This window comes from Niastella caeni (assembly GCF_004834005.1).
GTDB classification, from domain to species: domain Bacteria; phylum Bacteroidota; class Bacteroidia; order Chitinophagales; family Chitinophagaceae; genus Niastella; species Niastella caeni.
The window spans coordinates 1-20,577 of the sequence record NZ_STFF01000005.1 but is presented as its reverse complement, the minus strand read 5'-3'; the positions used below and the strand labels follow the sequence as shown (position 1 = coordinate 20,577).

The 20,577-nt window shown below is 42.5% G+C and carries 20 protein-coding genes; 10 read left to right on the top strand and 10 right to left on the bottom strand.

Annotated features, from left to right (window positions below; all coding sequences use genetic code 11):
- The first annotated feature begins 74 nt into the window (after positions 1 to 74).
- From FAM09_RS17830 to FAM09_RS17810, 5 genes are all read left to right on the top strand, one after another.
- Positions 75 to 1,241, top strand: a complete 1,167-nt coding sequence (locus FAM09_RS17830) for a Gfo/Idh/MocA family protein (RefSeq protein WP_136578502.1) — start codon at positions 75 to 77, stop codon at positions 1,239 to 1,241.
- Between the two features lie 165 nt (positions 1,242 to 1,406).
- The gene (locus tag FAM09_RS17825) at positions 1,407 to 2,462 is read left to right on the top strand and encodes a sugar phosphate isomerase/epimerase family protein (protein WP_136578501.1); all 1,056 of its coding nucleotides are present in this window, start codon (positions 1,407 to 1,409) and stop codon (positions 2,460 to 2,462) included.
- 51 nt (positions 2,463 to 2,513) lie between these two features.
- Entirely contained in the window at positions 2,514 to 2,903 is a 390-nt protein-coding gene (locus FAM09_RS17820) for a c-type cytochrome (RefSeq protein WP_136578500.1), read from the top strand.
- Between the two features lie 88 nt (positions 2,904 to 2,991).
- Positions 2,992 to 3,711 carry a 3-keto-disaccharide hydrolase gene (locus FAM09_RS17815; RefSeq protein WP_136578499.1) on the top strand — a complete coding sequence of 240 codons (720 nt, stop codon included), beginning with the start codon at positions 2,992 to 2,994 and terminating at the stop codon, positions 3,709 to 3,711.
- Between the two features lie 27 nt (positions 3,712 to 3,738).
- Positions 3,739 to 4,527: a 3-keto-disaccharide hydrolase gene (locus FAM09_RS17810; protein ID WP_136578498.1), complete on the top strand. Its 789-nt coding sequence runs from the start codon at positions 3,739 to 3,741 to the stop codon at positions 4,525 to 4,527.
- A 48-nt stretch (positions 4,528 to 4,575) separates the two neighbouring features.
- Here the strand turns inward: FAM09_RS17810 and FAM09_RS17805 are convergent, their stop codons facing one another.
- The 4 genes from FAM09_RS17805 to FAM09_RS17790 form a co-directional block, all read right to left on the bottom strand.
- The gene (locus FAM09_RS17805) at positions 4,576 to 5,907 is read right to left on the bottom strand and encodes a Gfo/Idh/MocA family protein (protein ID WP_136578497.1); all 1,332 of its coding nucleotides are present in this window, start codon (positions 5,905 to 5,907) and stop codon (positions 4,576 to 4,578) included.
- 37 nt (positions 5,908 to 5,944) lie between these two features.
- Positions 5,945 to 6,814, bottom strand: a complete 870-nt coding sequence (locus tag FAM09_RS17800; protein WP_136578496.1) for a sugar phosphate isomerase/epimerase family protein — start codon at positions 6,812 to 6,814, stop codon at positions 5,945 to 5,947.
- Between the two features lie 281 nt (positions 6,815 to 7,095).
- Complete coding sequence (locus FAM09_RS17795) at positions 7,096 to 7,764, bottom strand: hypothetical protein (RefSeq protein WP_136578495.1); 669 nt, start codon at positions 7,762 to 7,764, stop codon at positions 7,096 to 7,098.
- Positions 7,751 to 8,266: an RNA polymerase sigma factor gene (locus tag FAM09_RS17790; RefSeq protein WP_136578494.1), complete on the bottom strand. Its 516-nt coding sequence runs from the start codon at positions 8,264 to 8,266 to the stop codon at positions 7,751 to 7,753. Before FAM09_RS17790 ends, FAM09_RS17795 begins: the two co-directional genes overlap by 14 nt.
- Positions 8,267 to 8,564: 298 nt before the next feature.
- On the opposite strand from FAM09_RS17790, the gene FAM09_RS17785 reads away from it, so the two are divergent.
- On the top strand, positions 8,565 to 8,918 hold the full coding sequence (locus FAM09_RS17785) for an arsenate reductase family protein (protein WP_136578493.1): 354 nt from the start codon (positions 8,565 to 8,567) through the stop codon (positions 8,916 to 8,918).
- Here the strand turns inward: FAM09_RS17785 and FAM09_RS17780 are convergent.
- Positions 8,910 to 9,512 carry a transposase gene (locus FAM09_RS17780; protein WP_136578492.1) on the bottom strand — a complete coding sequence of 201 codons (603 nt, stop codon included), beginning with the start codon at positions 9,510 to 9,512 and terminating at the stop codon, positions 8,910 to 8,912. The two genes, FAM09_RS17785 and FAM09_RS17780, sit on opposite strands and share 9 nt — an antisense overlap.
- 354 nt (positions 9,513 to 9,866) lie before the next feature.
- Entirely contained in the window at positions 9,867 to 10,394 is a 528-nt protein-coding gene (locus FAM09_RS17775; protein ID WP_136578491.1) for a transposase, read from the bottom strand.
- 386 nt (positions 10,395 to 10,780) lie between these two features.
- Here FAM09_RS17775 and FAM09_RS17770 point away from each other — a divergent pair, with 386 nt between their 5' ends.
- The 3 genes from FAM09_RS17770 to FAM09_RS17760 all read left to right on the top strand — a co-directional run bounded on the left by FAM09_RS17770 (position 10,781) and on the right by FAM09_RS17760 (position 13,175).
- Positions 10,781 to 11,125, top strand: a complete 345-nt coding sequence (locus tag FAM09_RS17770; protein ID WP_136578490.1) for a hypothetical protein — start codon at positions 10,781 to 10,783, stop codon at positions 11,123 to 11,125.
- Between the two features lie 156 nt (positions 11,126 to 11,281).
- Entirely contained in the window at positions 11,282 to 12,448 is a 1,167-nt protein-coding gene (locus FAM09_RS31090) for a sensor histidine kinase (RefSeq protein WP_208025600.1), read from the top strand.
- Entirely contained in the window at positions 12,441 to 13,175 is a 735-nt protein-coding gene (locus FAM09_RS17760; RefSeq protein ID WP_136578489.1) for a LytR/AlgR family response regulator transcription factor, read from the top strand. Before FAM09_RS31090 ends, FAM09_RS17760 begins: the two co-directional genes overlap by 8 nt.
- A 41-nt stretch (positions 13,176 to 13,216) precedes the next feature.
- Here FAM09_RS17760 and FAM09_RS17755 read toward each other — a convergent pair whose 3' ends face one another.
- The 4 genes from FAM09_RS17755 to FAM09_RS17740 all read right to left on the bottom strand — a co-directional run bounded on the left by FAM09_RS17755 (position 13,217) and on the right by FAM09_RS17740 (position 19,888).
- A complete protein-coding gene (locus tag FAM09_RS17755; protein ID WP_208025599.1) occupies positions 13,217 to 15,580 on the bottom strand; it encodes an ATP-dependent helicase in 2,364 nt (787 codons plus the stop codon).
- A gap of 214 nt (positions 15,581 to 15,794) precedes the next feature.
- On the bottom strand, positions 15,795 to 16,148 hold the full coding sequence (locus tag FAM09_RS17750) for a hypothetical protein (protein ID WP_136578488.1): 354 nt from the start codon (positions 16,146 to 16,148) through the stop codon (positions 15,795 to 15,797).
- 169 nt (positions 16,149 to 16,317) lie between these two features.
- Positions 16,318 to 18,123, bottom strand: coding sequence for a M1 family metallopeptidase (locus FAM09_RS17745; RefSeq protein WP_243751705.1), 1,806 nt, complete (start codon positions 18,121 to 18,123; stop codon positions 16,318 to 16,320).
- Between the two features lie 202 nt (positions 18,124 to 18,325).
- Entirely contained in the window at positions 18,326 to 19,888 is a 1,563-nt protein-coding gene (locus FAM09_RS17740; RefSeq protein ID WP_136578486.1) for a C1 domain-containing protein, read from the bottom strand.
- Positions 19,889 to 19,978: 90 nt separating this feature from the next.
- Here FAM09_RS17740 and FAM09_RS17735 point away from each other — a divergent pair, with 90 nt between their 5' ends.
- A complete protein-coding gene (locus FAM09_RS17735; protein WP_136578485.1) occupies positions 19,979 to 20,206 on the top strand; it encodes a hypothetical protein in 228 nt (75 codons plus the stop codon).
- Positions 20,207 to 20,577 lie beyond the last annotated feature (371 nt).

The following is a 20,577-nucleotide window of genomic DNA, read 5'->3' as shown; positions in this document are numbered from 1 at the left end:
GATTCAAATAAGCATGTAAATGTAATTTTTTATTTTAAAACAAATCCTTTTTCACATTTTCTAATTTCTTTTTCATGAACAGAAAATTAAAAATGGGAATGGTGGGTGGAGGCAAAGATGCCTTTATCGGCGCTGTTCACCGCATTGCTGCTAATATGGATGGCCTCATTGAGCTCGCATGTGGGTCACTAAGTATTTCCCCTGAGATGGCTATCGAATCCGGAAAAATGTTATTTCTGCCCGATGACCGCATATATACCAAATATGAAGATATGATCAAGGCAGAAAGCAAATTACCAGCCGGTCAACGCATGGACTTTGTTACAATTGTAACACCCAACTTTGCACACTTTGCTCCTGCTATGATGGCGCTTGACCATGGCTTTCATGTGGTAATAGAAAAACCCATGACCTTCACACTAGACGAAGCAAAACAATTAAAAAAGAAAGTAGATGAAACCGGTTTACAGTTGTGCTTAACACATACCTATTCCGGCTACCCGATGGTTAAGCAGGCTCGCGCTATGGTCCAGGGCGGTGTTTTTGGAAAAATAAGAAAAGTATATGTAGAGTATCCGCAAGGATGGTTAAGTAAATTGTCGGAACGCGAAGGCAATGCCCAGGCTGCCTGGAGAACCGATCCTAAAAAATCAGGAAAGAGCGGTTGCATGGGCGATATTGGGACCCACGCTGCCCACCTAACTGAATACATTACCGGTTTACAAATTACGCATATGTGCGCCGACCTGAATATAATGGTAGAAGGCCGCATACTGGATGATGATGGCAACGTATTATTAAAGTTCGATAATGGCGCTGCCGGCGTTTTAATGGCTTCGCAGGTAGCCGCCGGTGAAGAAAATGCATTGAAGATCCGGATATATGGCGAACGTGGCGGCCTTGAATGGGCGCAGCACGAACCAAACACCCTCATCGTTAAATGGCTCGATCAACCAACGCAGATCTTACGCGCCGGTGGAAATTATACCGGCGTGTTGTCTTCTTTCGCAACGCATAACTGCCGCACTCCGGGCGGACACCCCGAGGGTTACCTGGAAGCATTCGGCAATATCTATCGCAACTTTGCGCTGACCTTATCTGCTCATATTGATGGCGTACAACCTTCAAAAGAAATGCTCGACTTTCCGCGGGTAGACGAAGGCGTTCGTGGTATGGCGTTTATCGATAACGTTGTTAAGAGCAGCGCCAGCAAAGAAAAATGGACGTTGTTTGAAGTATAAACGGCAAGGCCGTAAATCTCAAATTACAAATCGCAAGCTCAAAACAAAACTCAAATCACAAACTACGCATAATAGTACTTTGGTAATTGGGAATTTGGGTTTTGGAATTTATTCTTTGGATCTTGGAATTTGGTTCTTGAAATTTTAACAATCAAAGCGCATTTAATGAAGACGATAAAAGGACCCGGATTATTCCTGGCTCAGTTCATGGGCGATCAACCGCCATTCAATACACTGAAATCAATTTGCCAGTGGGCGAAAAGCCTGGGCTTTGTGGGTGTACAAATACCTTCCTGGGACAGCCGCTGTATCGATCTGCAAAAAGCAGCCGAAAGCAAAACCTATGCTGACGAAATAAAAGGCGTCGTAAAAGAAGCCGGGTTAGAGATCACAGAACTCTCAACTCATTTGCAAGGGCAACTGGTGGCAGTACATCCTGCCTACGATACATTGGTCGATGGCTTTGCACCGGAAAAATTCCGCAATAATCCCAAAGCCCGTACCGAATGGGCCGTTCAACAATTGCGCTATGGCGCCAAGGCTTCGCAAAACCTGGGATTAGATGCCCACGCAACTTTCAGCGGTGCCTTGTTATGGCCCACAGTATATCCCTGGCCACAACGGCCCGCGGGGCTTGTTGAGACCGGCTTCAAAGAGCTGGCCAACCGCTGGCTACCCATCCTAAATTACTTCGATGAGTGCGGAGTGGATGTTTGTTACGAAGTACATCCCAATGAAGATATTCACGATGGTATTTCATACGAGCTCTTCTTAAAACATACCAATAACCATTCAAGGGCCTGCCTGTTGTACGACCCTTCGCACTTTGTATTGCAATGCCTCGATTATCTGGAGTATATCGACAACTATCATGAGCGCATTCGCATGTTCCATGTAAAAGATGCGGAGTTCAACCCAACCGGAAAGCAAGGCGTTTATGGTGGCTACCAGAACTGGATAGACAGGGCCGGCCGTTTTCGCTCGCTGGGCGATGGCCAGGTAGATTTTAAATCTATCTTTAGTAAACTATCGGCTTATGATTATAAAGGCTGGGCCGTGCTGGAATGGGAATGTTGTATCAAGCATCCTGAAGACGGCGCTGCAGAAGGAGCCGTGTTCATAAAAGACCACATTATTCGCGTTACAGAGAAAGCGTTTGACGATTTTGCCGGTACCGGAAGCGATGAAAAATTTAACCGGTCGGTATTAGGATTAAAATAATGTAATTTGCTAAACTTGTAACTTGCACATTCTGAACTAAAATTTGTTTCGATGAAGAAATATGTTGTTTTTGCTGCATTTTGTACAGCAATGGTTGCCTGCAACTCCTCAGACGGTAAAAAAGCCGGTGAAGAAAAACCAGCCGAAAATGCAACTCCCACCGCTCCCGCCAGCAACGCCAATGAAAAAGGCCTGGAAATGATCGGTGCGCTCGATTGCACTACCTGTCATAAGATCAGTGAAAAAAATATCGGACCTGCTTATACTGAAGTGGCTCAAAAATATGAAGCAACCGAAGCAAATATTGACACCCTTGCTCAAAAAATAATCAAGGGCGGCTCTGGTGTCTGGGGCAGCGTACCAATGACACCACACCCGACAGTTAGTGTCGACAGTGCCAAAGAAATGGTTCGCTACATACTCTCATTAAAAAATCAATAAACTACATAACCCCTGCTCTCACAAAGCGGGGGTCTCTTTTTAATGTATTGCAGGCCGCTTACGTGTACCACTTATTTAGAAATAATACATGAAAAAGTTACTTATCGCCTTATTCCCGGTTACATTGTTAGCTTGTCATTCTGCTAATAAAACCACTGGCTCATCAAACGGATCTGTAAAGAGCAAAGGCGGCTGGCAGGTTTTATTCAATGGCACGTCTAAAGACAACTGGCATATTTATAATAACAAATCAGATGGCGCTGCCTGGAAAGTGCAAAATGGTATTTTATACCTCGACCCCGCAGCCAAACAAAGCGGCGCAGGCGGCGGCGATCTGGTGACCAATGAAGAATATGAAAACTTCCATCTGAAACTGGAATGGAAAATTGATTCGGCAGGCAACAGCGGCATTATTTTTCTTACCCAGGAAGATGCGAAATATAACGCCTCGTACTTAACGGGTCCCGAAATGCAGATCATCGACAACAATGGCCATCGCGATTCAAAGATCAATAAACACCGCGCCGGCGATCTGTACGATCTTATTGCCAGTACACCTGAGAACGTACGTCCCTGGGGCCAGTGGAATCAGATTGAGATCATTATCAATAAGGGCCTGCTCGAATTATATCAGAACGGAACCAAAGTAGTTTCTACTATTATGTGGGATGATAACTGGAAATCGTTAATCGCGAACAGCAAGTTTAAGAACTGGGCTGGTTTTGGCATGTTCCAAAAGGGCCGCATTGCCTTACAGGACCATGGTAATGGCGTAGCGTTCAGAAATATCCAGATCAAAAGATTATAAAATCGTCTCCTCACTAAAATCAACTATATGCGCACAACTTTTGCTTGTTTGGTATTGGCCGGTGCAATCGCCGGTTGCCAGGGCGGTACCGGTACCAATCAACCGGGAACCGATACAACAAAAACAGATACTATGGCCGCTGCTCCTGTTGAAGTAACTACAAACAGCCTTACTAACGAAGAAAAAAACACTGGCTGGCAATTACTGTTTGACGGCGTATCTAAAGGCAATTTCCATGTTTTCAATAAGAAAACCGATGGCTCGGCCTGGCAGGTGACCGATGGCGCTATACACCTTGATACAACCACTAAGAACGAGGGTAAAATAGTAGGCGGGGGCGACCTGGTGACCAATGAAGAATATGAGAGTTTCGATCTGAAGCTGGAATGGAAAATTGACCCGGGCGGCAATAGCGGTATTATGTTCTATGTGCAGGAAGGACCCGGATTCACTGAAACATATCATACCGGTCCCGAAATGCAGGTGTTGGATAATGCCGCGCATCCTGATGCTAAAATCAATAAGCACCGCGCAGGTGATCTGTATGATCTTATTGCCAGTTCACCCGAAACTGTAAAGCCTGCCGGAGAATGGAACCAGGTTGAAGTGATCTCAAATAAAGGGGCGTTGGAATTTCATTTAAACGGCACCAAAGTCCTCAGCACTACGATGTGGGACGATGCCTGGAAAAAAATGATCGCCGCCAGCAAATTCAAACAATGGTCTGGCTTTGGAACTTATAAAAAGGGAAGAATTGCATTGCAGGACCACGGCAATTCCGTTTGGTACCGTAATATCAAGATCAAAAAATTATAATGATAATAACCGTGTCACGGTTCCAAACCGTGGCACGGTTAATTTTATTTAAACCTTTGGCAGTTTATATCCATTCTCATACTCCTTCATCAGGTACTGGCTATTGATCTTTTCATCGGTAAATTTTCCATTCGATTTATCCCACACCAGCCTTTGTCCGCTTCTGAAAGAAATATTTCCCATTTGAGCAACAGTAGCCACATGCGCTCCGGCCTGAATAGAACAGTTGAGGTCTTCCATTTTTCTTGACTTCACCACATCAATGAAATTCACCCAGTGATTATTTAAACCATTATCTGATGGTTTAACAAACGACTTGCTTGCTTTATTGGTGCTTTGCGGTTCTTCCAGCACTTCCCAACCTCCGCGGTAAAGCACCAGCGTACCATTGTTGCCAATGAAGGCGATGCCGTGGTTTCTGCCATAAGAACCGTTATCAATACCCATGGCGGAGTCCCATACCAGGTTGAATTTGTCGAATTCGTATAAGGTTGTCAATGTATCGGGCGTTTCCTGGCTTAGATCGGGATAAGCAAACTTACCGCCGAGGGCGGCAATTGACTTGGGCACATCGGCCTTCATGCCCAGCAAAGCATAATCAAGCAGGTGCACGCCCCAGTCGGTCATAAGGCCACCGGCGTAATCCCAAAACCACCTGAAATGAAAATGAAACCGGCTGGCATTGAAAGGGCGCTTGGGAGCAGGTCCCAGCCAGGCGGCATAATCTACACTGGCAGGCGGGTTACTGTCGGGCACCACCGGTTGGGGATGCATCCATCCCTGGTAGCACCACACTTTTACCGTTCTTATCATTCCCAGCTTTCCGCTTTGTACATAGTCAACAGCATCTTTAAAATGTTGCTGGCTGCGTTGCCACTGGCCTGCCTGAACTACTTTGTTGTAGCGTTGTTGGGCAGCTATCATGCTGCGGCATTCCACAATTGAATTACCAACAGGCTTTTCAATATATACATCTTTACCTGCTTCGCAGGCATGTATCATTTGTAAGGCATGCCAATGATCGGGTGTGCCTACAATAACGATGTCAATATCTTTTTGCTCCAGTAGCTTACGGTAATCGCTATATGCTTTCACTTTCGAAGCATCAAGATTCATCTTTGCCAGCTCACCCATTCTTTTATCCAACACATTCTTGTCTACATCGCAGATGGCCGCCAAATTAACGCCCGGCACTTTTAAAGCAGACGTTACATTAGCCCAACCCATGCCATTGATGCCAATGGCGCCAATTCGTAGTTGGTCGGAGGGTGCAATGCGGTTTTTAAAAATGGCAAATGTTTGATTGTCGAACGAAGACAATACAGTTCCCCCGGCAAGCAATGTGCCCGCCTGTTGCAAGAATTTTCTGCGATGCATCATATGAAATGGTATAAGGTATTATAATAGGATAACAAGTTTACTTTATGATATTCTTTTTCAGGTATGCGATACTTTTGGCGGTACTATCTAATGGCGCACCCGGGCACATGTCCTGCTCTACAAAAAAATACTTCATGCCGCTTTGCTTGGCGTAATTAAATATCTTTTTATAGTTGATAACCCCGCTTCCAACTTCAGTAAAGGATTTTTTCGGCGTATTGTCCATATCTTTTACATGCCACATGGTAAAGCGGCCGGGGTGTTTGGCAAACATGGCCAACGGATCTTTACCGGCTTTTGAAACCCAGTAAATATCCAATTCAAAAAATACCAGTTTGGGATCTGTTTCTTTTAAAAAGATATCCATGCCGGTTTTACCGTCTACCGGAACAAATTCAAAATCGTGGTTGTGATAAGCGAGCTTTACGCCTGCTTTCTTAGCTATTTCACCCGCTTTGTTAAGGGAGGCTGCAATTTTCTTATAGTTATCGGCTGAGGTGCGGTATTGTTCTTCCAGCCAGGGAATAACAATAAATTCCTGGCCAATTGCTTTGGCATCATCTACTGCAGGTTTCCATTTTTCTTCCCAGCCGCTTTGTAAAAAAATACTGGCGGGGAACGTGTGACCGCTGGGCGTAGATAATCCGTTTTCTTTAAGTGTTGCCAGCAATTCGGTTGCGTTCATACCAAACCATTTGCCGCCGCCATAACCAAATGTTTCAACGGTTTTATATCCTTGCGCAGCAACTTTAGCTAAAGTACCTTTTGCATCTTTACCCATTTCATTGCGGAGGGTATAAAGCTGCAGGCCAATTTTTTTGGGTGTACTGAACCATTCTTCCTTACTAATAAAAAAACTTGCGGTAAGCAGGGACGATTGTCTTATAAAATCCCGACGAGTAGACATAGCGAATCGTTTTAGGGAATGAAATTACTTAAAAATCATGTGCAATGATTTTCAAAACCTACCGATCGTCATTCAATGCAAAAAAAGTATCAGTGCAGATAGGTATTGCCAAATTCTGGCATGTATATATTAAAGAAAATTGTTTTACTGGTGGCAGATTTTAGCTGTACGCTTTAAGCCCCACCCTGCAAGCAAATGCAGGAGCGAACTGTTAAGGAAATTGGTTTATTTATTACTGGAAATGGCCTGTGGACTGTGTCTATTGCTTATTGCCAATTGAACTAAGCTTCTTCCATCTGGTTTAGCAGGTCTTTTAACTTTTGAATATGCTGCCCGTACAGTTTGTTAACGAACCAGCGATTCAGAAAATAACTGCCAACAGTGACCAACACACCTATTGAAATAAATAAATAGAAAAAACGATGATTGCTGATGTTGGCGGTAATAGGCAATTGCGAAACGGAAGTTTGCGCTTCTACATTAACGCCATTCAGCGATGGAGTGGCGTCAGGTGCATTAAATAAAGTAATAACGCCGGCAGCAAAATAAGCCAGCGGTGTAAGAATGGTGCCCGCAACAAAATAAAAGCGAACGTATTTTTCTAGCGTAACCAACTGTTGCTTCAAATTGGATTTTACTTCACAAGCCACGCACTGCATTTGTTTCAGCAGCTTATTCTTGCGGTAATAATAGAATAGAAAGGCGCCGCCCACCAAACCAAGCAATACAGCCAGTTCGTTGTAATGGCCCTGCTGTATTACAATATACCAGATACTAAGCGTATAGATGACCAATACGGCAACCAACTCGCGGTTAAGGTTGCGCTTTAATTTGGCAATAGTGCCTTGTGACCGTTTTTGCAACATGGACAAAATAGGCACTTCCCTGCCCGGTTGAAGATCTTCTTCATCCAGATTTTTCCAAATATCTTTCAGGCTATCTAACTCCATGTTCTACAGATTTTGTGAGTTTACGTAATTTTTCTTTGATCCGGTTCATTTTCACGCGCAGGTTATTCTGATTGATCCCCAAAATATCTTCCATTTCTTCGTAACTCTTATCTTCAAGGTACAGCATTACAATAGCCCGTTCAATTTCAGTAAGATGGTTAATAGCCTTATACAGTTGCTGCAACCGCTCTTCTTTTTCGTTATTGTATTGAATGTCTTGAATCTCCGTTGGTAATAATTCAGGTTCTACGCTTTTAATGTACTTCTTTTGTTTACGCAGGTCAGAAATGGCTGTATTCAATGCAATACGGTATAACCAGGTGCTGAATTTTGAATCACCCCTGAACCGTGGATAAGCGCCCCATAATTGTATTACGATCTCCTGGAACAGATCCTGTTTATCGTAGTCGGATGTACAATATAAATTGCACACCTTATACAACATAGCGCGGTGTTGGTGCACCAAAGCCACAAACTCATCCTGGTTAAGTTTTGCCTGCAATTGTTGGGTTGGTTTTAGCGAAAAGATACCAAATTGGTCGTCGAATTACCTAAAAAATTACAGTTGAAACGGCCATTTTCTGTAAATAAAGTGTGAAAAAGAACCAACTACCGCCTGGTGGATCTGGGAACAGTTTTTTTACCCTGCAAATTGGACGCCTAATGACCTGGCAACCTGCGGATTTTTTCACATAAACACTTGTTAACCAATTCGCTCCCTAATTTTTCCGACGCCCTTAAACTTTCTTCTTTCGGCCTCAGAATTCCGACTTCTGAGTTCATCCTCTATCTTCGCACTCATGAATAAAATCTATCATTTGGGGAACTGCACCACCTGCCAGGCTATTATAAAAGAGACCGGGATCGATAAAAAAGGCTTCGAAATGCAGGATATTAAAACCGAAAGCATAAGTGCCACCCAGCTCGACGAAATGAAAAACAAGACCGGCAGCTACGAATCGCTGTTCAGCCGCCGCGCTATGAAATACAAGGAAATGGGCCTGAAGGACAAGCCCCTTACAGAAAAAGATTATCGCCAGTTGATCCTGGATGAATACACTTTTTTAAAAAGGCCGGTGGTTTTTGTAAATGATAAAATTTTTGTGGGCAGTGAAAAGAAAAATGTTGAGGCGTTAAAGAACGCTTTACGCTGACCCATTCTTTAATAACGACATCCGCAGGCTTTCAAAATTAATTACGTTCACCTTAACCATGCCCGGTTTACCGGCATAGTCGGAGGCGGAACTGTATAAGTAGTGTTCCGGGCTGCTTACAATACCGTCGCGTACCGGGTTTTCGTGAATGTATAAAACCCTTTCCTGTAATTTATATACCTGCTTGAAATCTATGTAGGCGGGATTGGTGCAGGTTTGCCACAACTGAAATTTTTCAATTTTTTTAAGGCTCAGGCTACAGTTTTCAAACCGCTGCAACATCCACGACCGGCGCAGGTCGGGTTCTATATCAATAGCCTCCAGGATCTTTGTAGTAGTATATCTTTTAAATTCTTTTTCAATCATGGCCAGCCCCGAGCCATCCTGGGCCCTGGCCAGCATATGCAGGTGATTGGTCATTAAGCACCAGGCATATACCGTGAACTTTTTTGCTTCAATACAATAGTTTAATGCATCAACAATGATGTGTTTATAAGTTGGTCTTATAAACACATCTATCCAGTCTACCACATTAAAAGTCAAATAGGAACAATCCTGTTGTTTGAAACCCTGATTTTTATTTTTATCAATCATAGGAGAATTGATTTATCAATTATCATTAATAAATGTATACTCGGGTGAATAATAAAACCGTGCTGTTGAATTGGCTCCGGGTGCGGATAATACGTACAATCAGGCTAAAGAAATATAGCAGAGACAAGGGAATGTAATATACAAAATGTTGGTAAGAAAATCGCCTGGTGTTAATGCCCGTTAACGAATAATAATTTTTTATTAATGCTTTTTACTGGTTACAAATGCTTTAACGATATGCCTTTCGTGAATTAAAATAATGGCTTATCAGGGCATAAAAGAATACACCCGACCAATTTTTTAAATCGGCCGGAAAATATATGCTAACAGAGGTATACGGAATTTATTAAAATACTATTGCCAGGGTGCCAGCTTAACCCGTTGCAGCGGATGGGCGCTGCTGTAAACATAATGATGGGGATCATCGACCAGCCTGGTTGTAACCGGCAAATTCACTACTTCGGTTACATGCTGGGCAAACAATTCGGAGCTATCTAAAACAACGGGGTGATTTCCAAATTGCCAAAAGTGATGCTCCGCATCATGTTGATACCGGTTACTGTAATAATGAAACAATCGCATCATCCATTCTTTTCGCTTTTCTTCAGGATTCTCTGCAATTGATTTCAGAATTTGCTTTGCAGTACCGTTTTTAAACTCTCTTAAGATTGTTGAGATGTGTTTCTTCTTTGATGAGGCAATAATAGTGATGTAGCTGGGCATTAACACGTATTCATACACATGTAGGTTTTTGTTGTCAATACAATTGTTTAGGTTGTCAATAAGAATTTCGCAATAAGCATGATGGGTGAATACATCTATCCAGCCAGACACACTTAGTGTAACATAATAAGAGCCGAAGGGTGGGGGTTTTTCGTACATTCATATAAGGTAGTAAAGTTTTGGCATTAAAACAATCCCGTATCGGGTCTTTGTAACGAATAGCATTTATTTTGATACCGATCAACTATTACCCCCTACAATTCAATGACTTAACCCCTATAAAATCCCTTTGAACGTGCCAATCCCATTCATTTCTGGCCAATACATTCAAATGCTCCGAAGTGTGGGGGTTACATCTTGTACTTGTCAAGCCCGAGTGTGCTTCGTCGACCAAAACATTTAATAGGTGTTTTTCCTTTTAGTCTACGGTTACTTGTATTCTATCATAACCAACACTACTACCAGCCACTTTATCAATTTTCCGGCAGCGGGATAAATAGCTTTACGTAGTTTCTAAAAATAATCTTGACAGTAAAGTTATAGCCATGAAGAAAAATCTGTTTGCAACATTGATCACGGGCCTGCTGATGCAGGCCGCAACTTTTGGCCAGGACAATCAACGCGTGTGTCCTGAATGGGTATCGGAAAAAGGATGGTGGGTTGTGGAAAGTAATATCCACGCGCCTAAACAGCACATCGTTTATTTTTATAACAATGACGGGGTGCTGGTTTATAAAGAAAAAATAGAAGGGCTGCGTATCAACCCTTCCAAACGAACAACTAAAATGCAACTGAAACAAGTGCTGGAAACCTCAGTAGTGGCCTGGGAGAAACAGCACAAGGCAAGAGAGAATCAGTCGCTGGTAGAGAATAGTTTGAAAGGGGAATAGGCGATGGGTAAGTGGCATGTTACTAATTGATGACCCCACCTGTAAATCTCCTCCATTTGTCAGGCTTAAAACTCTTTCGTCGACGAAAAATTGATATATGGCGATATTAACACCCAATAGCGCCTATGAAAGCCAAACGAAATGTAATTTTAGGATATGCGACCCACGGCCAAATACCCTTTCATTTTTTCAGATGAGCCAAAATACCGCATCCGGCGGCACCTGGCATTTTGGGTATTTTGGTGGCTGACTCAGGCTGTATTGTATTCGGTAATAGGCTTTAGTCTGAAACATGGCTATGCTTTGCATCTGTTGGATTCAACATTTGAATCGCTGGTATACATGATAGCCCATATTTCTTTGGCATATGCCCTCATGTATTTTGTAATTCCCCGGTACCTGCTCAAACAAAAATACTGGCAAACGGCTGTATGGGTACTGCTTTGCTTTTTAGGTGCAGCTTGCGTATCTACCATTTTAGCGGTTACTATTATTCCCCAAATACAAGAATGGATCCTGAATACTACTGAGTTTGGCCGGGCTCTGCGGCTGCGGGCAGCCAGCAACCTCCATAAGGCACTCATGGCTGGGTTGCGTGGTGGTATTACCATCGGCGGCATTGCAGCTTCTATTAAATTAATGAAACACTGGTATGTAAAAGAACAGCGCAACCTGCAGCTACAAAAAGAAAATGCCGAATCGCAATTACAGTTGCTGAAAGCCCAGGTGCACCCGCATTTCTTATTTAATACACTTAATAACATTTACTCCCATACGCAAAATACAGCGCCCGTAGCTTCGCAACTGGTAATGGGTTTGTCAGACATGTTGCGGTTTATGCTGTACGAATGCAACCAACCTCAGGTGCCCCTATCGAAAGAATTAAAATTGATCAGGGATTACATTACGCTGGAACAAATTCGTTATGATGAACAGTTAGATGTTCATGTAAACATGCCCGCTAATACTTCAGACCTGGCAATTGCCCCATTGTTGTTATTACCGCTGGTTGAAAATTGTTTTAAGCATGGTACCAGCCATATGCTGGAACAGCCCTGGTTAAACCTGCAGGTAACGCTTGACAACAACAGGATGTATGTAAAGCTTATGAACGGAAAGGACAGTGGGGTAGCCAAAAACAATTATCAAGGTATTGGCATTTTGAATGTACGCAAACGCCTGGAACTGTTGTATCCCGGCAAACACGAGTTAACGATCACCGACGAAGAAGATGTATTTATTGTGAATCTTTGGTTGCAATTAGATAGTATACCGTTGACCAAAAAAGAAAATGCTGGTTTTAAGTTAGCCTATCATGAATGATACCCAAACCATACGTTGCCTGATCATAGATGATGAACCGCCTGCCCGCGAGATAATTCGCCGGTATGTACAGGAAATACCCACGCTGCAGTTAATGGGTGAATGCGCCAACGCTATTCAGGCGCTGACGGTTTTACAACAACAACCTGTAGACCTTTTATTCCTCGATATCCGCTTGCCGCAATTAAACGGCACTGACTTCATAAAAACATTGAAAAATCCACCCAAGGTTATTTTCACAACGGCTTTCTCAGAATATGCGCTGGAAGGATATGAACTGGATGTGGTGGATTACCTGATGAAACCCATTCGCTTCGACCGTTTCTTGAAAGCGGTCAACAAAGCCTATCCGCTCAATAGTTCCACAGCCATATCGAAACCAGTTGTTACAAGCGTAGTGGAAGAAAAGAAAAATGAAAGCTTTGTTTACTTCCGTGCCGACCGTAAAATGGTAAAAGTTATGTTGGATGATATTCTGTATATAGAAAGCATGAAAGATTATATCAAAGTGAATACAGTGCAGGGTGTTATCATTACCAAACAATCGATAAGCTCGGTAGAAGCCATGTTACCCGAAAAATTATTTGTACGTACCCACAGATCGTTCATCGTTTCCATCAACAAAATAAAATCTTTCACCAATGAATTGGTGGAAATCGATAAGACCGACATCCCCATTGGTAAATTATTCAGGAATGGCGTAATGAAAGTGTTTTCGCAGCCGTGATCGATAACCGTGCCACGGTTTTGAACCGTGGCATGGTTAATTTATTGTTCAATAATTCTCAAACGGGCATAGTTAAGCATTATCTTTTTCTCGCCGTTCAATTCAAACTTCACGGTAGCAATAGGGTTGTGCGCACTTCCTTCCATTTTTATCACTTCACCAAATCCAAACTTCTGGTGCTCAACCCGCTGGCCAACCTGTAAGTTGGAAATATCGCTGGCAACAAAGTCGGCGGAAGGCACATGCTCAACCGGTTTGTTTTGCGGCTTGGGAGTAATATATGAGGGAGTAGAAGATGCAGGTGTTGACGCTTTTTTCGAGGGCGGCGGACCATAGCGTTTCTCTGCCTGATTTGCCGACTGACCACCACCCCAGCCTCCGCCATTCATTCTGTCGTAAGCGCTGCGGTTGCCCATGCCCTGGTTACGCATCCCTCCTCCGGCAAAGCTCCTGTCTACATATTGTTCAGGTAGTTCTTCCAGGAACCTGCTCGGTTCGTTTTGTACCAGGTTACCAAAGCGGTAACGCGTATTGGCATAAGAGATCCAAAGTCTTTCTTTGGCCCTTGTAATTACAACATAAAACAAACGGCGCTCTTCTTCCAGCTCTTCGCGTGAGTTTATGGCCAATGCATTCGGGAAAAGCATTTCTTCCAAACCAGCGGCAAACACACAGCCAAACTCCAATCCTTTGGCGGCGTGAATTGACATTAATTTAACCGTATCGGCATTGGGGTCTTTTTCATCAGCATCTGTAAGCAGGGTGATCTGTTGCAGGTAAGCGCCCAAGCCTTTGTCGGTTACTTCGCCTTCTTCCGTATCCGGACTTTCAGTCCATTCTTTAATACTGTTCAACAACTCCTGCACGTTCTCGTACCGTTGAACGCCTTCGGTACTTTTATCGTTGAATAACTCCTTTACAAAATTAGTTTGCTTGCCTACATGCACCGCTACATCATATGCATTTTTGCCTTGTAGCATACTGGCAAAGCTTTTGATCATGGTAACAAAATTTTCGATCGCTTCCAGTGTGCCGGCTTTAAAACCAAACTCACGCGCCCGCTCCAACACCTGCCACATGGAGATGTTTTGCTCATTGGCTGCCAAAACAGTTTTATCGATAGTTGTTTTACCAATACCACGCACCGGGTAATTAATAATTCTTTTCAGGGCTTCTTCATCACGTGGGTTAACAATTACCCGGAGGTATGCTACGTAATCCTTGATCTCTTTACGCGCATAGAAGCTGAGACCACCAAACATTGTATAAGGAATGCCCATACGCCGCAAACTTTCTTCAAATGCACGGCTTTGTGCATTGGTGCGGTATAAGATGGCGAAATCGCGGTTGTTATAATGATTGCGCAGCTTTTGTTCCTGGATGGTATCAGCCACAAACTTGCCTTCGTCGTTATCGGTATTCAGGCGAACCAGCTTTATCTTTTCTCCCTCACCTTTTTCTGTCCAAAGGTTTTTGGGAATTTGTCCTTTGTTGTTTTTGATCACCTCGTTAGCTACATCCAGAATGCTTTTGGAACTGCGATAGTTTTGTTCCAGCTTCACCACTTTGGCATCTTCATAATCTTTCTGGAATTGCAAAATGTTTTCAATGGTGGCGCCGCGGAAGCTATAGATACTTTGCGCATCATCACCCACCACGCACACATTTTCATGCATAGCGCCCAGCAATTTTATTACTTCATACTGCGCGGGGTTGGTATCCTGGTACTCATCGACCAGAATATATTTAAACTTGCGTTGGTATTTGCTCAGCGATTCAGGAACATTTTTCAACAGCTCATAAAACTTCAACAGCAGATCATCGAAATCCATAGCGCCATTCTTATAACAACGTTTTACATACGCGTCATAGATCTGGGCCATGGCCGGGCGATTGGTACGCATGTCTTCCTGCTGAATAGCGTAATCATTCGCATATTCCGCCGGGCCAACCAATGCGTTCTTTGCACCTGAAATACGATTGTATACAGCAGATGGTTTGTAGTGTTTGTCATCGAGGTTCAGCTCATTCACCACTGTTTTAATCACACTCTTTGTATCGTCGGTATCGTAAATGGTAAAATCGTTGGGATAGCCAATGCGATGCGCTTCTCCCCGTAATATGCGGGCAAACACACTGTGAAATGTACCGATATATAAATTTCTTGCTTCGCTATTTTGCAGCACTTTCTCAATACGCTCTTTCATTTCCTTCGCCGCTTTATTGGTAAAGGTGAGCGCCAGAATGTTAAAAGCATCAACACCTGTAGCCATTAAATGGGCAATGCGGGTGGTAAGTACTTTTGTTTTTCCACTACCAGCTCCTGCCACAATCATTAATGGACCATCTCTATGTAAAACAGCTTCACGCTGTTGCGCATTCAAACCCTGTAAATAATCGATCATTTATGCAAGTTAATGCCTCTGCCTGTTATTTGTAGCGGAAAAAAAAGATTAAATCGGGTTAGTTATAAACGTCCCTTAACTGTATTAAAATGAAGTTGTAAACGGGTAAGATATAAAAACAAAACCCTGTCTCGGCCAGGCCGGCACAGGGTTCAATAAATTCATTCTTCCGATTTCGGAAAATGGGGTAAAGGTTTGATTGAACAGTAATTGCTTACGCCGTTGTTTCTTCCAAAGCCAAGGCTTCAGGTTGCGGCGTGCAATTTTTAATGCTCAGTTGGAACTTTGTGTTCAAACTAACCTGGTAATTATTCGTTGTGAACAGATTTTTCAAAGTAGCGTCTTCTAGCATTACAGCAGCCAGGTCAAGGGCCAATTGTGATGTGCTGATTACATTAGCTACTTTTCCATTGGTGTATTCAATGGTAAATTTGTAACCGGCTTTGCGCGCTACACCGGCCTTTTCAAAATCTGGACGATTGAGGTTAAGTACCTGATCACCTGCTGCTGATTTCTTCATCAAAATTCTGATAATGGGCAGGTATTTAAGCCAAATGTGGGTATACATTATAATAAGCGGTTTTACAATGGAAATAAAAAACTTATCCGTACGGCAGCAAGCGTCTGCAAAGATGCAAATTAAATTCGCGAAAAACGAATGAAATAATAAAAACTTATGATTGTTTTTCCACTTTAACAATACGAAACCCTTATTGCGCCTGCCACATATATTAATTTTATAAATTATTGTTCCATACATTATCCTTCCTGTTAACATCCGGCACATAAGGTCCATCCAGGGTAATCGTTTTAACCGACTTTTTAGCAGGTAATGCAATAATGACGGTATTTGATTTTTCCCAAACCGCAATAGAGCGATGAACGCTTTCTTTCGACCCGTCGGCATAATTTATTATAACATCAACCGGAACAGGTTTATGCCCGGTACATTCAACAGTTAAATTGAAGCCGGTATTTGTCTTATTTACCTTTTTTATCGATAGATCAGGTACGCCGCCATCAATAAACCATTTTTTCCAGAACCAGTTCAGGTTTTTTCCTGAGCCCGTATTCATGCAATTAAAAAAATCGAAAGGAATGGGATGCTTGCCCCGCCATTGCTGAATGTAGTAATGCAGCGCTTTTGTAAAAAGCGAATCACCCAACATATCTTTTACATATAAATAGCCCAGCCCCGATTTTGGATATGAAGTTAAAAAATAAGGCATGCCATTCATTTGCGTTGACAGGGTGGTGATGGGCGCATCCTGTTCTGTTCCAGCGGCTCTTTCATATCCGCTAACGCCGTAAACATCTCTTATGCTGCTATCAATGATCGACGAAATGATCCACTCACCAATGGTGGCCCAGCCTTCATCCATCCACGCATACTTTGTTTCATTGATGCCCATGTAAAAAGGAAACATCGTATGAAACACTTCATGGTCTACCAGCTCAATGGTCTCCACGCGGCTTTCCAGCGGATTATCGTTTACCATCATCGGATATTCCATCTGATCGAGCCCATCAACAATTGATATATGTGAATATGGAAATGGCCAGCGGGGAAATACATAACTCATGGCCCAAACTGTTTTACGGCCAAAATCAACCACTTCATAATAATCTTTATGTGCCGGATTGAAAACAGCATCTACCCGCGTTCTTCTTTTTGTAGCTGCGTCTACTACAAGGCTGGTCGACTTCCACATATAATGATCGCTTACGGCAAAAGCAAAATCGGTAACATTCTCTGCCAAAAATTTCCAGGTGTTAGACGCATTTTGACGGGTGATATCCCTTTGTTGCAGATCGGAAGAATCAATAATGTTGATAATGCCATCCTGCTTTTCTGCCATCTGCAAACGCTGGCAATATTTTTCTGTCAATACCTCATTGCAATTAGCCAGGTCGCCGGTTGCCCACACTACATAATTGACCGGCACAGTAATGGCTACGTTGAAGTTGCCGAAATCATTATAAAACTCCTGTGTACCTAAGTACGGTGCCATATTCCAGCCATCGACATCATCGTACACTGCAATTCGTGGGAAAAAATATGCTATAAAATCAGCACCCGGTTCAATTTCACCGGTACGGATGTGGGAGGTTTTATTAAGCGTATACGTATATTGAATGGTAAAGTGCATGGTGCCCCCTGGCGCAAGCGGACTAACAGGTACCATCATATTGGTTCCATCGATGCTAATCCTGCTGCTGTCAATTACCGTATTATTATATTGAAGTGATGAAATACGAACGCCATCTGTAATATCCGCAGGTTTAACCGGCATCATGCGAACGCTTCCTTTTTTGTAAATATTGGGATATAACTTGAAAACAACTTGTTGCAAGGTATTGGGACTATTATTGATATATTCAATATCAACCTTGCCTGTCAGCAACCGCGTATCGGGATTAAAATTAATATCGATGGCATAATTGCCGGTATTTTGCCAGTACTTACTGCCCGGTTGTCCATTATTGGTACGCGTTTCTTTTTCATAGGCAGTCTTCAAATTGCGCGGCAGGCTTAATTTCACCTGGGCATTTGCCATTAGGCTACCAAACAAAACCAATAAAGCCAAGGACCGTTGTATGAACATAACCAACTTTTAATTATTGATAAATATACAAAACGTTGCAGGCTATTTATGAAAAGTGTGGATGAGCGGAAATGCACAAAAACAGCATTAAGTAAAAGGGTGCGCTTTTAATTGAAGCGCACCCTTTTACTCATTAAATTCAGGCTACAACTGTACCCCGGTGTTTACTTTTTATATATTTTTCATATACCACTTCCCGCATCGGTTTTTGGTATACTTTACTCTCCGTCCAGGAAATAATATCCAGGTAAGCGAACGCCCTTGTTTCGAAGCGGTTTTTTTCGAGATGTTTGATCTTGTTTAAAAACTTCTCCAGTTCAGGCCTTAACTCACGCGGGCTTACGCCAAAGGAATTTCGCAGGAAGCGTAACATTTCTTCTTCCACCACGGTTATATTCTTCATGCGCGCCATAAACCGGAACACTGATTTACTCAGCGACTCCATCAACTCGTAATTCCCCATTTCATAATGGGCCAGCATGTGCAACAAACGCGCATAACATTGCAGGTCTATCCGCAGGTCTATCGGACCGTTGATGATCCGTTGCAGGTAATCGATACATTTTTCATACTCCCCATTGCCGAAATGTAACGTGGCGATCTTGTAATTGAATACGAGAATACGGTGCTGATCAACAAACAACGCATACTCTTCCAGCTTTTCTTCTATTTCAGGCACCAGCGCCAGTCCTTCCCGGAAGGTTCCCTGCATCAGGTGCTGGTTAACCTTTGCGCTGTTGATATAAATAAATGTATGTGTGCGGAAATTGTCGTGATGTGTTGCTACCGGTGTTTTTGAGAATTCCTCAAACTGCTTAAGTGTAATATCAAATTTTTTGAAATTACGTAAGTCGAAATGAGCATTCAACAGGTTGTGCATGCCCTTTATATAGTGGCCTGTTTCCACCTCCTTCATTAGCGGATGTTCGTTGTACAGATCAATCCACTTCTGCCCATACTTGTAATACATTAAAAAGTCCTGCTTTATAAATGCATACCAGCTATAGCTCTGGTACAGGTATAGTTTTTCGTAAAAACCATTTACGGCATTTATATCGGCAGGCAGGTATTCCCTAAAGAATTTTATCAGGTCTTGCTCATCTTCCGGATTGCGGGCATGGCCATTCAGCACAAACCAACGGTACAACAGCAAGGCCAGGTTCGAAAGCCGGGTAACCCTGTCGATATGACTACTGATTTCCTGGGCTTCTTCAGCGAGAACAAGTGTTTTTTCGGTAGAACTGCGGGTAATGTGAAGTGTTTCGATCTTTTTTTCCAGGGAAATAACCTGGGCCAGGAAATTAAATTTCTGATTGGAGCGCGCGATCTCCTTAGCCTTTTCCAGAATTTTAAGGCTTTGCAGTTTTAATCCCTTATTGTAGAGTACCCGGGCGTGATCAAGGTGCTCACTCAGTTGAAGATCAATGTTTTCGGTAGCTTTTAACAGCCTAAGGCTGCCCAATAACTGTTTATATAAATGAGTCTTTATGTTGGCAAGCTGTGGCTTTTTGATATCTGGTAACTTTTTAAGCAACAACTTTTCGTCATACTCGGGCAATTTATCTAACGCATCAAATAACCGTATGATTTTCAAGTCTTCATTAGCCGAACTTCTTTTTATATAAAGTTTAAAGTGCCTCTTTTCCGACTTCTCCAGTGAATGAACCAATTGAAACAACGCGTCTGTAAATCGGTTGGACATAATTATGAAATTTGCCTGAAACTCAATACCGGCAAGGGCTTTAGGATTCCTTTCACGCTTTTGGCGTAATTAAACCGGTAGTAAGATGTTTTGAAAGATACGTATTTACATCCTACTTTTGATCCAGCAAATGAGCAAAATGGTTATGGGAAGCAATCGTTAGAAAAAGCAGCAATCATTAGAGGCTCAAAAAGAATACGGCAAGTTACTGTTCAGTATTCAAAAAGACAAATAGATTTATCTCTTTTTTCATATGGCAAGCAATCGTTAGAGGCCAGCCGTTTCTACGGGTGGCTTTTTTTATTTTGCTTCCGCTAATATAGATGAAATTTTCAATTCTCCATGATTTTTGTGATATAAATCATATAAAAGAGGCAAAATTTCTGGTTTTAGGCCAAAAAATATGACATTATTCCGCCCAATTTTTCAATTTTCCACCAACCAAATAAAAAAATCCCAGATATTAAAAATATCTAATTAGTTCTTCTTTAACTCTCTGCGAAATACTTAAGGTCACAAATTTGAACTTAGAAAATATTTTCAGCTTGAAGTCACAAATTATGGATCAAGTGAAATTTTTGGGGGATTGATTTGTTTAGGCATAGATTTTATGGAGTCTGAATAAGAAGAAATTAATATCTCGAACACCCCTTGCCGAGGCTCTGAAAGCCTTGATTTTGGCATTAAAA